Annotated in this window: 10 protein-coding genes and 3 pseudogenes; 11 read left to right on the top strand and 2 right to left on the bottom strand. The window is 59.2% G+C overall.

Annotated features, from left to right (window positions below; all coding sequences use genetic code 11):
- The gene (locus LJU29_RS12160; RefSeq protein ID WP_057452713.1) at positions 1–741 is read right to left on the bottom strand and encodes a carbon-nitrogen hydrolase family protein; all 741 of its coding nucleotides are present in this window, start codon (positions 739–741) and stop codon (positions 1–3) included.
- A gap of 162 nt (positions 742–903) precedes the next feature.
- Between LJU29_RS12160 and LJU29_RS12155 the strand changes: the two genes are divergently transcribed.
- From LJU29_RS12155 to LJU29_RS29595, 11 genes and pseudogenes are all read left to right on the top strand, one after another.
- Positions 904–2205 (top strand): Nramp family divalent metal transporter, encoded by a 1302-nt coding sequence (locus LJU29_RS12155; protein WP_257112450.1) that lies wholly within the window; start codon positions 904–906, stop codon positions 2203–2205.
- 225 nt (positions 2206–2430) lie between these two features.
- A complete protein-coding gene (locus LJU29_RS12150; protein WP_057452712.1) occupies positions 2431–4542 on the top strand; it encodes a TonB-dependent siderophore receptor in 2112 nt (703 codons plus the stop codon).
- Positions 4543–4580: 38 nt separating this feature from the next.
- Positions 4581–5306: pseudogene (locus tag LJU29_RS12145) on the top strand (DUF4198 domain-containing protein); the annotation flags it as partial.
- A gap of 274 nt (positions 5307–5580) precedes the next feature.
- Complete coding sequence (purU, locus tag LJU29_RS12140) at positions 5581–6447, top strand: formyltetrahydrofolate deformylase (protein ID WP_057452711.1); 867 nt, start codon at positions 5581–5583, stop codon at positions 6445–6447.
- Complete coding sequence (gene folD / locus LJU29_RS12135; RefSeq protein WP_054078514.1) at positions 6444–7346, top strand: bifunctional methylenetetrahydrofolate dehydrogenase/methenyltetrahydrofolate cyclohydrolase FolD; 903 nt, start codon at positions 6444–6446, stop codon at positions 7344–7346. The genes purU and folD overlap by 4 nt, the downstream gene beginning before the upstream one ends.
- The gene (locus LJU29_RS12130; protein ID WP_044323514.1) at positions 7328–8569 is read left to right on the top strand and encodes an FAD-dependent oxidoreductase; all 1242 of its coding nucleotides are present in this window, start codon (positions 7328–7330) and stop codon (positions 8567–8569) included. The genes folD and LJU29_RS12130 overlap by 19 nt, the downstream gene beginning before the upstream one ends.
- A 13-nt stretch (positions 8570–8582) precedes the next feature.
- On the top strand, positions 8583–8888 hold the full coding sequence (locus tag LJU29_RS12125; RefSeq protein WP_005753716.1) for a sarcosine oxidase subunit delta: 306 nt from the start codon (positions 8583–8585) through the stop codon (positions 8886–8888).
- A complete protein-coding gene (locus LJU29_RS12120; protein ID WP_257112448.1) occupies positions 8885–11791 on the top strand; it encodes a 2Fe-2S iron-sulfur cluster-binding protein in 2907 nt (968 codons plus the stop codon). The genes LJU29_RS12125 and LJU29_RS12120 overlap by 4 nt, the downstream gene beginning before the upstream one ends.
- Before the next feature lie 3 nt (positions 11792–11794).
- Positions 11795–12367, top strand: coding sequence for a sarcosine oxidase subunit gamma (locus LJU29_RS12115; RefSeq protein WP_054995193.1), 573 nt, complete (start codon positions 11795–11797; stop codon positions 12365–12367).
- A gap of 214 nt (positions 12368–12581) precedes the next feature.
- Positions 12582–13664, top strand: a pseudogene (locus LJU29_RS29600) (cache domain-containing protein); the annotation flags it as partial.
- 90 nt (positions 13665–13754) lie between these two features.
- The gene (locus LJU29_RS29595; protein ID WP_371321912.1) at positions 13755–14522 is read left to right on the top strand and encodes a methyl-accepting chemotaxis protein; all 768 of its coding nucleotides are present in this window, start codon (positions 13755–13757) and stop codon (positions 14520–14522) included.
- 119 nt (positions 14523–14641) lie between these two features.
- On the opposite strand, the pseudogene LJU29_RS12105 reads toward LJU29_RS29595, so the two are convergent.
- A pseudogene (locus LJU29_RS12105) lies at positions 14642–15538 on the bottom strand (LysR family transcriptional regulator).
- Between the last annotated feature and the right edge of the window lie 78 nt (positions 15539–15616).

Below are 15616 nucleotides of genomic sequence, written 5' to 3'. Positions count from 1 at the left end.
TTACGCCACCCGAACCTGCCAGCCTTCGCGCTGGCAGGTCACGATGACCAGCCCGCTTCCTGCGCCTTGCATACCGCCTATCCAGCGCCCTGCCCCGTCCCATAGGCCGCTGCGGCCTGCTGACTCCCAGCCGCCAGTCGGTGCTCCGTGATTGGCCACCAGCATCGGTAGGTTATGACGTCGGGCATGCCCCGCGAGCATCTCTGCATCCTGCGCATAGCCACCCGGCGAAATCAGCACGCTCGCGGCATACACCCAGGCGCCACCTGCTGCCATACGCTGCACATGCGCAGGCTGCGTGAAGTCGGCACACACGCATAGGCCGATCTGTTGCTGATCAATGGGCAGATAGCAGTCTTTGTCTCCAGCACTGAACACCTTGTCCTCACCGGGATGCAGGTATTGCTTGGCATAGATAGTAACGTCGCCGTCAGCGGTGAAGGTCAGCGCACCAATCAGGATGCTGTCATTTGCTCCTTTGAGCGGTACGCCAATGGTGGTAACCAGGCGCAGCTTCATGGCCAACGCCTTAATCGGCTCAAGACGGGCGTCGTCCGCATGCAACGCCAGCGCTCGGGCCAGATCGGGTTCGTAGCCTGTCAATGAGAGCTCGGGAAACAGCAGGTAACTGGCCCCAAGATCAGCGGCGCGCTGCATGAACGCGAGGTGTCCGGCGAGGTTCTGTTCGATGTCGCCCCTTGCAGAGCAGAACTGAGCAACAGCGAGTATCGGAAACTTCATGGACTCTCCTGAGAACACAGTGGTGACAAGTCGGACATTATCTAACACGCGCTGCCCGGTTCACACCTGGTTACATTTTCAACCACCACCAACGTTGTACGACGTCTTATCTTATCTGGCAGTGAATGACATCTCATTACAATAAAAACGGAGATTCAACGCATGCCTCATACCCCGTCTCTCAAAGAAACAGCTACACCCGCCAGCGAACCTCGTCTCAAAAAACTCGCCAAACTGCTCGGCCCCGGTATCATCGCGGTACTGTCCTGGCTGGGCGCGGGTGATCTGATCACATCGTCGGTGGCAGGTGCCAGTTATGGCTACGCCATGATGTGGGTGCTGGCGATTTCGCTGTTGCTCAGGTTCCTGATCGTCAACATCATTGCCCGCTTCCAGCTCTGCAATAACCAGAGCATGACCATTCTGCAGGGCTATGCGCAACTGCATCCGCTGTTTGCCTGGTTCATGCTGGGCTACGCGTTGTTGATGGGCCATCTGATCAACGCCTACATGATCAAGGGTGCCGGTGAAGCGCTTGCCATGCTGCTGCACATCAATCAGCCGTTGCTCTGCTCGGTTGCGGTGGTAATCGCCGTATGGCTGCTGGTGGGACGCAATATCTACACGATGATCGAAGGCGTCATGAAGGTATTGCTGGCAATCATGACCCTGGCGTTTCTTACCCTGGCGATCATGTCCGGTCCGGATGTCAGCGGCATCATCAAGGGCACTATCGGTTTCAGCATTCCGCCTGATGAAGGTGTGCACGGGGCGCTGCTGGTGGCGGTCTCGGTGATCGGTGCCGTAGCCGGCTCCATCGCCAACTTCGTCCACCCTTACGTGATGCGTGAAAAAGGCTGGACCGGCCCCGAGCACAAACGCATTCAGCGCAACGATCTGCTGTTCGCCGTGATCGTCGGCATTATCATCAACCTGGCCATCTGGGTTGTAGGCGTCGAAATTCTCCGGCCCAACGGTATTCAGGTGAATACGCTGGCTGATCTGGGCAAGGCGCTGGAGATATTCTTCGGCCCGCTGGGCTGGTACATCTTCTTCATCGGTGTGTTCGCCACGCTGTTTGCCAGTATTTCCGGCAAAACCACCGCCTTCCCGATGCTGATCACCGATGCCTTCCAGCACATTCGCCCGAAGCGTCGCGAACGCTACGGCAAAGTGTTCCACAACGACCCGATGCACAAATGGTTCATGCTGTTCATTCTGGTCACCCCGCTGATCTGGTCGCTGCCCGGCATGCCGGACTTCGTGACCCTGACGCTGGGCGTCAACGCACTGAACATCGTGGGGCTACCGGTCATCTCGCTGGGGCTGCTGATCATGTCCAATCAGAAGTCGCTGCTGAGCAAGGAATACCGCAATAACTGGTTCGAGAACATTGCGCTGACCTTTGCGACCGGACTGGCCTTGTGGGTGGCGTTTCAACTGGGGACAGAGTTGCTCGCCTGAGCAGATAGAACGCTACATGTGCGCTGGATAAACCTTCCTCGAGTCCATTTCCGTCCATGGAAATGGACTCGGTTTCAATGACCGAATCTTCCCCCTACCTCAAACCCTACCTTCACGCGTCAGGCTCCTGTTGATGAGTACAACTGTCACATCCCGCCAAAAACAAACAGAAATAATTCTCAAAGGATATGTTATATTGTATCTGTTATCATCAGGAAGTCTCACATGTCGTCTCGTAGAATCGCGTCTCTGGCAGGCTTGGCAATCGGGGTTTTTGGCAATACCGGCTATGCGGAGGAACATCCGCAAACCATTGAACTGGAAAGCGTCAACGTAACCTCCGACTATCAGTACGAGACAGCCACCAGCCCGGTTCAGGGCTATCGCGCTACCCGTTCGGCCACCGCCACCAAAACCGATACCGCCATCCAGGACATTCCGCAGTCGATCAGCGTAGTGCCCGCTTCGGTGCTCAAGGACCTGGGCAGTAACAGTGTCGAGCGCGCGCTTGAGTTTGCCGGGGGCGTGTCGAAGCAAAACAACTTCGGAGGCCTGACGCTCTACGAATACAGCATCCGCGGCTTCACCACCTCCGAATTCTACAAGGACGGCTTCAGCGCCAACCGCGGCTACCCTGCCACGCCGGATGCCGCCAAGATCGAGCGTATCGAAGTGCTCAAAGGCCCCGCTGCCAGTCTGTATGGCCGTGGCGACCCTGGCGGGACGGTCAACATTGTCACTAAAAAACCCCAGCGTGAAGCATTCACCACCCTGCAGACCAGCGCGGGTAGCTGGGATCGCTATCGCACCGCACTGGACGTCAACACGCCGCTGGATGAGGAAGGCAGGCTGCTGTCTCGTGTCAATCTGGCCGTCGAAGACAACAACAGCTTTCGTGACCATGTCGAAAGCAAGCGGGTCTTGATCGCCCCCTCATTCAGTTGGCAGTTGAACCCCGACACCAGTCTGTTGGTGGAAACCGAGTTCGTGCGGCAGACATCGACTTTCGACCGGGGTGTGGTCGCCCCCAACAATAAATGGAGTGGCGTGTCCCGCTCGACCTTCCTCGGCGAACCGGACGACGACATCGATAACGACAACAACATGGTTCAGTTTGCCCTCGACCATCAACTCAGTGATGTGTGGTCGCTGCGCCTGGCCAGCCACTACAAGCAAGGCGAAATGTCAGGTTTTGCCAGCGAGGCACGCCCCCTGAATGCCGACGGTCGTACCGTCAACCGTCGTTACCGCGAACGCGACAACAACTGGCACGACAGCATCACCCAACTGGAATTGCGCGGACATTTCGATGCGATCGGTCTGGAGCACGAAGTGCTGATCGGCACCGAATACGAGAATTACCGCAAGAACGAGCGGGTGACTACCATTGCAGGCAGCCCATACGCCATCGACATCTACAACCCTGTGTACGGCCAGCCAAAACCCAATGGCGCGCGTTCCGGCACTGATTTCTACGAGCACATTGAAAGCCGTGCGCTGAACCTGCAGGACCAGATTGTCTTTACCGACAAGCTGCGCGGGATGATCGGCGCGCGCTACGAGCACTTCGATCAGCAGGTCGATGACTTCACCACCAATGCCACCTCCGGTCAGCGTCACGACGCTTTCACCCAGCGCGCCGGGCTGCTTTATCAGCTCACACCGCAGGTTGGGCTGTTCGCCAACGCGTCCACCTCGTTCAAGCCGAACAATGGCCTGGACGCCGTCGGCAAAACCTTCGACCCGGAAGAAGGCATCGGTTATGAGGCCGGGATCAAGAGCGAACTGTTCGACAACCGCCTGAGTACCACCCTCGCCGCCTTCCACATAGAAAAAGAAAACGTTCTGGCCCTGGACCCGGGCACCGACACAAATCGCGCCGTGGGCAAGGCCCGCAGCCAGGGTTTCGACATGCAATTCACCGGACAAATCACTGACGCGGTGCGGATCATCGGAGCATTCGCCTACATTGATGCCGAAGTCACCAAGGGCGACCGGACCATCCCGGCAGGCAGTCGCATCCTCGGGGTCGCCAAACACAGTGGCAGCCTGTTGAGCGTCTATGAATTTCAGGAAGGCGTATTGCGCGGTTCGGACGTGGGCGCGGCATATACCTACGTCGGCGATCGTTCCGGCCAGTCCGGCACCGACTTCGAGCTGCCGGCCTACCAGACCGTCGACCTGCTGGCTCACTATAAAGCCAGCGAGAACGTGACAGTGGGCTTGAACCTCAACAACATTTTCGATGAAAAATACTACGAGCGCTCCTACAGCAATTACTGGGTCGCGCCCGGCGAACCGCGTAACTTTACGGTCAGCCTGACACTCGGCCTTTGACTCCTGTAACCCTCGCTTCACAACAATAAGGATGCACCATGCTGTCAACAAAACCTTTCATGGCCTTAGGCCTGCTCGGCGCATTGTTCGCCAGTCAAGTAAACGCACACGGCCTGTGGACCGAACAGCGGCGCGGCAATATCGAGGTGGTCTACGGTCATGGTGCGGAAGACAACGCGTTCAAAGCGCAAAAAGTCAGCGGCGCATGGGCGTATGACCAGCAGGGCAAAATGATCCCGGTGACGGTACAACGCCTTGAGGATCACGCGCGACTGGTGCCGCTCAAGCCGCCCGCCGTGATGACGGTGGCGCTGGACAACGGCATGTGGACACGCAACGCCGAGAAAAAGTGGATCAACGAAGGCCGCAGCAAAGTGCCCAATGGCACCGACTCGATTCATACCTTCAAATACAGCGTGGCAATCTACACAGAAGACGCGCACCTGCCCTCGTTCAGCAAACTGAATTTTGTGATCGTGCCACAGGCTGATCCATTGAAGGTCGGGGTTGGCAAACCCTTACCGGTACGCGTACTGATCGACGGCAAACCCGCCGCCGGTATCAAACTGATCGGCGATTACCGCAGCGCACCAGACGTGGTCAGCGCCGAAACCGACGCCCAGGGCCTGGCCAGCGTGATCGTGCGCAACGAAGGGCTGAATATCATCGCTGCCGAGGTCACGCAGCCGGTCAAGGATAATATCGATATCGCCGAGCGCGGCTTGTTTACCTCGCTGACGTTTGTCGGTGAGGCGCATCACGACTCACCCTTACTGCTTCCTGAAAACGCCCGCCCTGGGCGTTTTCTGCCTCACGGCAACTGAAAAAAAGGCACCGGCTCCCCACCACGCCACCCCCCATATTCCCTTTAGTAAACAAAGTTTCCAGAAACCTCTGGACGCTGCTTTTCCTTTCGCCTATAAAACAGCCTTCAAGAATATTAAATTCCTGTAGAGAATTTTATTCGCCACTCAAAAACCTCTGTATCTGACTTTTGCCCCCTTTGCCGAGCTGCCGCCCTATTCCAGAGGACAAGCCATGCAACACGAGAAGAACCATTTCATCCTGAAGATCAGCTGCCCGGCGACCTCCGGCATTGTCGCGGCAGTGGCTTCCTGCCTGGCTGGCAACGGCTGCTACATCGGTGAAATGGCCCAGTTCGACGACGAGTACAGCGGCACCTTTTTCATGCGCGCAGTGTTTCGCTTCAACGACGGTCACGACGGCGACATCCAGCAGTTGAAAACCGGTTTCGATGTGGTGGCCAAAGACTTCGCCATGCAGTGGGAACTGCATGACACGCGTCGCCCGATGCGCGTTTTGTTGATGGTCAGCAAGTTCGATCACTGCCTGACAGACCTGCTGTACCGCTACCACAAGGGGGAAATGGACATGACCATCACCGCCATTGTGTCCAACCACCTGGACTTGCGGCCGATGGCCGAGCGGGAAGGCATTCGTTTCATTTACCTGCCTGTGAGTAAAGAAACCAAGGCTGCGCAGGAAGCTGCGCTGATGAAGGTGGTCGACGAAACCGGTACCGAACTGGTGGTGCTGGCGCGCTACATGCAGATTCTCTCCGACGACCTGTGCAAGCAACTGTCGGGGCGGGCAATCAACATTCATCACTCGTTCCTGCCTGGTTTCAAGGGCGCAAAGCCGTATCACCAGGCTTATGAGCGCGGCGTGAAATTGATCGGTGCCACTGCGCATTACGTCACCAGCGACCTAGACGAAGGCCCGATCATCGAGCAGGAAGTGCAGCGTGTCGATCACGTTTACCTGCCTGAAGATCTGGTCGCAGCAGGCCGTAACAACGAAACCATCGCGCTGTCGCGGGCAGTCAAGTACCACCTTGAGCATCGGGTGTTTCTCAACACTGACCGAACGGTGATCTTCCGATGAGCGCGCGCATCATCGATGGCAAGGCAGCCGCCGCTCGTGTTCTGGAACAGGTCAGCACCGAAGTGAAAATCTTGAAGGCCGACGGCATCGAACCGGCACTGGCGGTCATTCTGGTCGGTAACGACCCAGCCAGTGAGGTGTATGTGCGCAACAAGATCCTGCGCGCCGAGGAAGCAGGCATTCGTTCGCTGGAGCACCGCCTGCCTGCCAAGAGCAGCCAGGCACAGGTGCTGGCGCTGATTGCCGAACTGAACGCCGACGACTCGGTAAACGGCATCCTGCTGCAACTGCCACTGCCGTCGCACATGGAAGAAGCCCGCGCCTTGCAGGCCATTGATCCGGGCAAGGACGTCGATGGCTTTCACAGTGAAAACGTGGGCGGCCTCAGCCAGGGACGCAGCGTACTGACGCCCTGCACGCCCAGCGGCTGTATGCACTTGCTTGAAGAGACCTGCGGCGATCTGAGCGGCAAACATGCGGTGGTTATCGGTCGCTCCAATATCGTCGGCAAGCCAATGGCCGCCCTGCTGTTGCAAGCGCATTGCTCGGTGACAGTGGTGCATTCGCGCAGTACCGATGCCAAGGCCTTGTGTCAGCTGGCAGACATCGTCGTCGCAGCAGTGGGTCGCCCACGCATCATCGACGCCAGTTGGCTCAAGCCCGGCGCAGTGGTGATCGATGTCGGCATCAACCGCATCGAGGATCAAGGCCGCAGCCGCCTGGTGGGCGATGTCGATTTCGACAGCGCCCTGAGCGTGGCTTCTGCCATCACACCGGTACCCGGTGGCGTCGGGCCGATGACCATCGCCTTTCTGATGAAAAACACAGTGACTGCTGCCAGGCAGCAAGCCCTCGCACAGCGCAGCCAATCGGAGGCCGTATGCCTTTCAACCTATTGAAATACGGGCTCAGCCCGGAGTATCCGGTCGAGGTGGATCTGCCTGCGCCCAAGGAACTCAAGCCTTCCTACGACGTGGTGATCATCGGCGGCGGTGGTCATGGCCTGGCGACCGCGTACTACCTGTCGAAATACCACGGCATCACCAATATAGCCGTGCTGGAAAAAGGCTATCTGGGCGGCGGCAACACGGCGCGCAACACTGCGGTTATCCGCTCCAACTACCTGACCAGTGAAGGCGTGAAGTTCTATGCCGAGTCGGTAAAAATGTTTCAGGGCCTGTCCAACGAATTCGACTTCAACATCATGTATTCCGAGCGCGGCCAGCTGACCCTTGCGCACACCGACGCCACCGTACGCTCGTTCCGTCAGCGCGCCGAGGTCAACAAGCATTTCGGCGGCCGCACCGAAATGATCGACCGCCAGCAGATCCGCGAACTGGTGCCGAGCCTCAATCTGGACCCCGGCCATCTGCCGGTGCTCGCGGGCCTGTGGCATATCGACGGTGGCACTGCACGCCACGACGCTGTGGCCTGGGGCTATGCCAAACAGGCGGCCAAGCGCGGCGTCGAGATTCATCAACTGACCGAAGTGCAGGAACTGGTGATCGAGAATGGCGCCATCACCGCAGTGAAAACCAATCGCGGCACTATCCAGTGCGGTTGCGCCGTTCAGGCAGTCGCGGGCATGAGTTCGCAGATGATGAAAAAGGCCGGAATTCGCTCACCGATACAGACTTTCCCGCTGCAAGCGATGGTCACTCAACCGTTCAAGCCGTTCCTCGACCCGTTGGTGAGCTCGTCTGCCCTGCACTGCTATGTCCAGCAGACCAGTCGTGGCGAGGTGGTGTTTGGCGGCGGCTCGGACCCGTATCCGCTGTTCAACACTCGCTCGACGCTGGACCTCAAGGAAAGCCTGCTGGCACACGCCATCGAGATGTTTCCGTTTCTGGCCAACGCCAAATTGATGCGCCAGTGGGCCGGAATCACCGACATGACCCCGGACTACAGCCCGATCATGGGGCTCTCGCCGGTCAAGAATTATTACCTGGACGCAGGCTGGGGCACATGGGGCTTCAAGGCGACGCCGATCTGCGGCAAGACCATAGCCGAACTGGTGGCCAGTGGCGGCAAGGTGCCTGAGTTGATCAGGCCATTCGCGCTGGAACGCTTCTCGACCTTCCAGCAAGTCAACGAAATGGGCGCGACAGCGGCCAGCCACTGACGGAGAGCGACACATGAAAATCATGATCTGCCCGCTCAACGGGCCGCGCAACATCAGCGAATTCACCTACGGCGGCGAATTCAAGCACATGCCTGACCCGCAAACCTGCAGCGATGCGCAATGGGCCGATTACGTGTTCAACAGTGAGGACACCCTGGGCGTGGTGCGCGAGTGGTGGATGCATAACCCGTCCAGCTACTGGTTTCTGGCCGAACGTCATACCGGCAGCGACGAGATCATTCGCACCTTCGACCCGCGGGAAATATTTACCGCACGTATCGACTTCGCTCCCCTCCCATCCAAGGAGATCGCAGGATGACCACCCCAGCCCGCTTGCCCGAGCCCATGGGCCTGCTGATCGATCGCAACCAGCCGCTCACCTTCAGCTTCGATGGCAAAACGTATCAGGGCCTGCAAGGCGACAGCATTGCCAGCGCACTGCTGGCCAATGGTCGCTTTCTGCTCTCGCGCTCGTTCAAATACCATCGCCCGCGCGGACCGCTGAGCATGGCCGGACAGGACGCCAACAGCCTGATCCAGTTGCCACACGAGCCTAACGTGCTGGCCGACACTTTTGTCTTGCAGGATGGCTTGCAGGCAACCGGACAGAATTTCAGCGGCTCGCTGGACCACGACAGGGACGCCTGGCTGGGCAAGTTCTCGAAGTTCATGCCGGTGGGTTTCTACTACCGCTCGTTCTACAAGCCCAAAGGCATGTGGAAAGTCTGGGAGCCGATCATTCGCAAGAAAGCGGGCCTCGGCGTGCTGGATCTGGACTTTCAGCCTGAATACTACGACAAGGCCTACCTGTTCACAGATCTGGCGGTAATCGGTGCAGGACCTGCCGGGTTACAGGCGGCTCTGACCGCAGCCAACGCCGGAGCCAGGGTGCTGTTGATCGAACAGCAGCCGATACTCGGAGGTTCGCTGACTTACGCGCGCTTCGATATCGACGGTCAGCGTGCCGGGCAACTGCGGCGCGAACTGGTCGACGCCGTGCAGGCGCACGCCAATATTCAGGTCCTCACACAGGCCACTTGCAATGCCTGGTTTACCGACAACTATCTGCCAGTGATTCAGGGCAAGCGTCTGTACAAGGTGCGCGCTACGCAATGTCTGGTGTGCAGTGGCTCGTTCGACCAGCCGGTTATTTTTCGCAACAATGATTTGCCCGGTGTGATGCTGACCAGCGCCGCGCAGCGTCTGATCAGGCTGTACGCAGTCAAGCCCGGCAAGCGCGCGGTGGTGCTGACCGGCAATGATGACGGTTACCTCGCTGCACTGGATTTGCACGATCAGGGTGTCGAAGTGGTCGCGGTCGCCGACATGCGCGCCAATCCGTCGGATCGGGGATTGCAGGTTGCGCTGGAGCAACGCGGCATCGTCTGCCACATGAGCACCACCGTGTATGAAGCGCTGCACGAGAAAGGCATGCGTCACGTAAGCGGGGCCGAGCTGCGCAAGATCACCGGCCAGGGTCAGGTGGCCAACAAGGGTTTGAGTGTCGAGTGCGACCTGCTGTGCATGTCCGGCGGCTACATGCCGGCCTACCAGTTGCTGTGTCAGGCGGGCGGCAAGCTGGCCTATGACGATCGGCAGGCAGAGTTCGCGATCAGCAGCCTGCCGCAGAACCTGCGCATCGCCGGTTCGGTCAACGGTTATCACGCGCTGGATAACGTGCTGACCGATGCGGCGAATGCCACCGCCGGGGTGCTCTCGGCGCTAGGCCTGGAATCGACCGACAAACCGGCCACTCTGCGCAGCGAAGCGCAGGTCAACTTCGCCTGGCCGATTTTTCCGCATCCCGAAGGCAAGGATTTTGTCGATTTCGACGAAGACTTGCAGGTGCGCGATATCGTCAATGCCACCCGCATTGGCTATCGCGACATTCAGTTGGTAAAGCGTTATTCCACTGTCGGGATGGGGCCGTCGCAAGGTCGTCACTCAGCGTTGCCAACCGCACGACTGGTGGCCGCGTCTACCCAGCGCAGCATCAGCGAAACCGGTGTGACCACTGCCCGGCCGCCCTTCGAGGCAGAGAAACTGGCGCACGTCGCGGGACGGGCCTTCGACCCCTACCGCCAGACGCCCATGCACCAACGGCATGTGCAGGCAGGCGCGAAGATGATGCCGGCCGGGGTCTGGCAGCGTCCAGCGTTCTATGGCAAGCCATCGCAACGCGATACCTGCATGCAGCAAGAAGCACTGCATGTGCGCAACAAGGTCGGGATTATCGATGTGTCGACACTCGGTGGCCTGGACGTGCGCGGACCCGATGCCGCCGAGCTGCTCAACCGCATGTACACCTTTGCGTTCCTCAAGCAGCCGGTCGGGCGTTCACGCTATGCGCTGATGACCAACGAGCAAGGCGTGGTCATTGACGACGGCGTTTGTGCACGCTTTGCCGACCAGCACTTCTACGTCACCGCCACCACCAGCGGTGTGGATCGCATCTACCAACAGATGCTCAAGTGGAATGCCCAGTGGCGTCTGAATGTGGACATCACCAACGTCACAGCGGCCATTGCTGCGGTCAACGTGGCGGGCCCGGATTCACGCAAGGTACTGGAGCAAGTGTGTACCGACCTTGATCTGTCCGCCGCAGGTTTCCCCTATCTGGGCGTGCGCCTGGGCACTGTTGCCGGCATCAAGGCGCGGCTGTTGCGAGTCGGTTTCGTCGGCGAACTGGGCTACGAAATCCACGTTCCGGCCCGGCATGCCCTGACACTGTGGGACGCGCTGACCGAGGCTGGCAAGGCGTTTGATATGCGTCCGTTCGGCGTCGAAACGCAACGTCTGTTACGTCTGGAAAAAGGCCACGTCATCATCAGCCAGGACACCGATGGCATGACCCATCCAGCCGAAATCGACATGGGCTGGGCGGTCAGCCGGAGCAAGCCGTTCTTCGTCGGCCGCCGCTCAGTGGATATCCTCGAAGCCCAGCCACAGAAACGCAAGCTGGTGGGCTTCACCCTGCCCAAGGCCAGTCCGCTGCCGCTTGAAGGTCATCTGGTGCTCAAAGGTCCGGACATCAGTGGCAACGTGACCTCCTGCGAATACTCGTCAACCCTCGGCATGATTATCGGCATGGCTTATGCCGCGCTCGACCAAAGCACACCCGGCCAGCAGATCCCGATTCGCGTCGAAGACGGTGTGGTGGTTCAGGCGACCGTCGTGAAAATGCCCTTCTTCGATCCTGAAAACCAGCGCCAGGAGCTCTGAACCATGAATAGCCTTATCCCGGACCGTCCGGTCAGAGCTGGCGCGCCCTCACTGTGCACACTGCAAGACCTGACCGATCTGCCGCGCGTGGGGTTTCGCGGTACGCAAAGCGCCGAATACCTGACAGCACATGGTTTCAGTCTGCCCGACACGCCGAACCGCGCGGTTACTCAGGCCGACGGCAGCCATGTTGCACGTCTTTCGCAGACCGAATACCTGCTGCTCGGCAGCCCGCTTGATAAAGGCCAGCGCATAGCCGATGAGGAAGCCCGTTGGGAACTGGACCATAACGCCAACTACCTGCTGCCTCGCGAAGACAGCCATGCGTGGCTGCAACTGAGCGGCCCGTGCATCCCCGAGGTGATGGCTAAATTGTGCGGCGTGGACCTGCGTCCGTCAGCATTCGCAGTCGGCTCGGTGGCGCAGACCTCGGCAGCCCGAATCAATGTGATCGTGATCAATGTTGGCGCGCAGAGCGAACCCTGTTTTCAGATTCTCTTTGATCGGGCTTCACTGGCTTACTTCAAGGAAGCGATGCTGGATGCCATGACCGAGTTTGGAGGGCGCCTCTCATGAACAACGGGTTACTGCTTCAGTGAATAAAGGCCGCTTCGTGCTCATGAACGACAACAAGTGTCTGTTACCGCCAAGCCGCCTAAAGAATGCTGGCATAAAGCCGTTGGACATTTGGTAGACCATAAGAGCGACCCTCGGCTCAACGCCTGGGGTCGCAGACTGCACCCATGCAGCACCCGACACTTGCGGCAGTAACGCGCCCCCCGGAGCTCAAATGAATATCAAACAGAAATTGACGTGGGCGTTCGCAGTCATTGCGTGTTTGCCCATATTAGTCGTCGCCGCCATCGTGATCGTGAATCTGCGTGACAAGGCGACCAGTGATTTCGTGGACAGCAGCGCACGCGAGATTCGCCAGGTCGACAATGCCATGCAACTGTTTTTCGACGGCATTACGCAGAACGTCAATTACATCGCGGCGCACCCGCTGATCGCCGGGGCGAGCGATGATTTCCGCAACTACATGGGCGCAACGCCTCCCCCGCAGTCCGAGAATGACAGGCAGGCGACCGAGCTGTTCGCCAGTATCGCCAAGGCCCATCCGGCCTACTCCTACGTCTCTTACGGGTTGATCAACGGCAGCTACATCATGACGCCGGAAGACCCGAAAATGAGCAACTACGACCCACGTGTTCGCCCGTGGTACAAGACCGCAATGGCCAATGCTGGCAAAACCGTGCGCAGCGACGCCTATTACTGGGCCAACGATGACGCGGTGCTGGTCAGCACCATTCGGGCGATCCCCAATAAACTGGGCAACCCTGGCGGCGTGGTCAACATCGACGTATCACTCAAGCAGCTGACCAACATCGTCAAGCAGATCAAGCTGGGTGACAGCGGCTACCTGATGCTGATGGAAAAGAGCGGCACCGTGCTGGTCGATCCCAAGCAGCCGGAACACAACTTCAAGAAACTGGGTGAACTGGGCGACGGCTTCAGCGATTTGGCGAAAACCGCCAGTGGTCTGGTCGAGGTGACACTCAACGGCGAACGCTACATGGCCAACGTGTACCCGTCCGAGCAACTGGGCTGGAACTTCATCGGTCTGATCAAACAGGACGAAGTGATGGCCTCGGCCACCCGCCTGACCTGGCTGATCGGCGTTATCGCTGCGGTATTGGCGGTGGTCTTTGCGATTGTCGGTGCCAGCTTTGCCAGCGTCATCGTGCGTCCGATCCACAGCGTGTCGAGCGGCCTGGAAGGCATTGCTGGCGGCGAAGGCGACCTGACCCAGAACCTCGCCGTGCGCGGCAAGGATGAAACTGCGCAACTGGCAGGCTGGTTCAACAAGTTCCTTACCGCGATTCGCAACCTGATCCAGCACATCGGCCAGGCTGCCGGGAAGATTCTTGAAGCCTCACACAGCTCCACCCGTGTCTCCAACGACATGGCCGAAGCCGCTGGCCGTCAGCGCGAGGCGGTGGACATGGTCTCCACGGCCTTCCATGAAATGGTCGCCACCTCCAACGAAGTCGCTCGTTCCTGCAGCCAGGCCGCCGATTCGGCCGACAGCGGTCAGCAGCAGGCGCGTGAAGGTCAGCGACAGATCGACGATGCGGTGCGCAGTGTCGACCAGCTCAGCGAGGAACTCACCCGCTCGGCCAAGGATATGACGCAACTGGAAAAGGACAGCGCAGGCATTCAGTCGATCCTCAACACCATCCGTTCGATTGCCGAGCAGACCAACCTGCTGGCCCTCAACGCGGCCATCGAAGCAGCTCGTGCAGGCGAGCAGGGTCGCGGCTTTGCCGTGGTAGCCGACGAAGTCCGCGCGCTGGCCAAACGTACCTCGGACTCGACCGCCGAAATCGACAACCTGCTGGGCAATCTGGCCAAACGTACCGCTTCGGTGGCGCAACAGATGCACGCCAGCCTCGACGTGTCGCAGCAATCGGTGACCAAGATCGGGCAGGCACGCAGCAGCTTCGGGCAGATCCGTGAGTCAGTGGATGTGATTCGCGACATGAACACCCAGATCGCAACCGCTGCCGAGGAGCAGCATCAAGTGGCCGAAGACATCAACCGGCACATCAGCCAGATCCATGGCGACGCCCAGTTGATCGCCGAACTATCGGACTCGGCCCGCGCGGATTCCAGAAGCCTGGAGATCCTGTCAAGCGAGCTGGACGGCCTGGTGCGCAAGTTCAAGACCTGATTCTGCACAGTCGGAGCGTGAGAAACGATAGGTGTCTGTGTGCCCCTATCGTGCCCATGCTCCGCGTGGGCATGCCGTTCTGGACGCTCTGCGTCCTGTGCGCAGCAGGTGATCCAACCTCAGGGCTCAGCGCTGCCCCTCTCAAACCATTCAGCCAGAAAATCCAGCATGGTGCGCAAGGTGGCCGACTGGTGATGCCGCGAGGTGTAGATCGCGTGGATGCCCAGCGCCCTTGGCTGGTGGTCGGGCAGCACCGCGATCAGCTTGCCACTTGCAATCAGCGGCGCTGCCGAATGCACCGGTTGCAAGGTGATCCCCGCGCCAGCCACTGCGGCCTCCAGCAACATCACTGAATCGTTGGCGCTGAGGTTGCCGCCCACCGGAACGCTGAGCGGCAACTGCTGCCGGGTGAACTCCCACAGGCTCTTGCCGAAGTACGAATAGGTCAGGCAGTTGTGTGCAGCCAGTTCTTGCGGACTGGAGGGAGTGCCGTGCATGGCGAGGTAGGCTGGAGAGGCACAGACAACCGAATCGCAATGCCCCAATGGACGGGCAATCACATTGGGGTCCAGCTGATTGGTGATGCGGATTGCCAGATCAATGCGCTCGCTGACGAGGTCCACGGCCTCGTTGCCAATCAGCAGATCCACCGAGGTGCCGGGGTAGCGTTGCAGGTAAGCCGTCACCGCTGGGGCCAGAACCGCCAGTGCCAGTGACTGCGAACAGGCAATACGCAGCATGCCACGCGGCTCATCGACTTGCGTATCGGCTGCCAGCGGCACTGCGTCAGCCAGCTCGACAAGCTGCTGGCAACGCAGCAACGTCACCTGTCCGGGCGCAGTGAGCCCCAGCTTGCGCGTGGTGCGGTGCAGCAAGCGCGCTCCCGCTCAGGTTTCCATCTGCGCCAGATAACGGGTCACCATCGCCCGTGACATGTCCAGCGCCTCAGCGGCAGCAATGAGGCTGCCGCGTTCGTTGATGGCCATGAACACTCGCGCCGCCATGATCCGATCCATGATTCATCCGATATAAGCAATCAATAGTTGCCAATATTGAGGCTTTTGTTTCATTTTAAGCAACATAAGATAACGACC

This window comes from Pseudomonas ficuserectae (genome assembly GCF_024584585.1).
GTDB classification, from domain to species: domain Bacteria; phylum Pseudomonadota; class Gammaproteobacteria; order Pseudomonadales; family Pseudomonadaceae; genus Aquipseudomonas; species Aquipseudomonas amygdali.
Note: the sequence above shows the minus strand (reverse complement) of the source record. Positions and strands in the feature narration are given on the sequence as shown.

Excerpts from the sequence above, each read along its gene's own strand:
- purU (WP_057452711.1), top strand. The coding sequence starts at position 5,581 with ATGCAACACGAGAAGAACCATTTCATCCTGAAGATCAGCTGCCCGGCG.
- folD (WP_054078514.1), top strand. The coding sequence starts at position 6,444 with ATGAGCGCGCGCATCATCGATGGCAAGGCAGCCGCCGCTCGTGTTCTG.
- LJU29_RS12160 (WP_057452713.1), bottom strand. The coding sequence starts at position 741 with ATGAAGTTTCCGATACTCGCTGTTGCTCAGTTCTGCTCTGCAAGGGGC.
- LJU29_RS12120 (WP_257112448.1), top strand. The coding sequence starts at position 8,885 with ATGACCACCCCAGCCCGCTTGCCCGAGCCCATGGGCCTGCTGATCGAT.
- LJU29_RS12115 (WP_054995193.1), top strand. The coding sequence starts at position 11,795 with ATGAATAGCCTTATCCCGGACCGTCCGGTCAGAGCTGGCGCGCCCTCA.
- LJU29_RS12130 (WP_044323514.1), top strand. The coding sequence starts at position 7,328 with ATGCCTTTCAACCTATTGAAATACGGGCTCAGCCCGGAGTATCCGGTC.
- LJU29_RS12155 (WP_257112450.1), top strand. The coding sequence starts at position 904 with ATGCCTCATACCCCGTCTCTCAAAGAAACAGCTACACCCGCCAGCGAA.
- LJU29_RS12150 (WP_057452712.1), top strand. The coding sequence starts at position 2,431 with ATGTCGTCTCGTAGAATCGCGTCTCTGGCAGGCTTGGCAATCGGGGTT.
- LJU29_RS12125 (WP_005753716.1), top strand. The coding sequence starts at position 8,583 with ATGAAAATCATGATCTGCCCGCTCAACGGGCCGCGCAACATCAGCGAA.
- LJU29_RS29595 (WP_371321912.1), top strand. The coding sequence starts at position 13,755 with ATGGCCGAAGCCGCTGGCCGTCAGCGCGAGGCGGTGGACATGGTCTCC.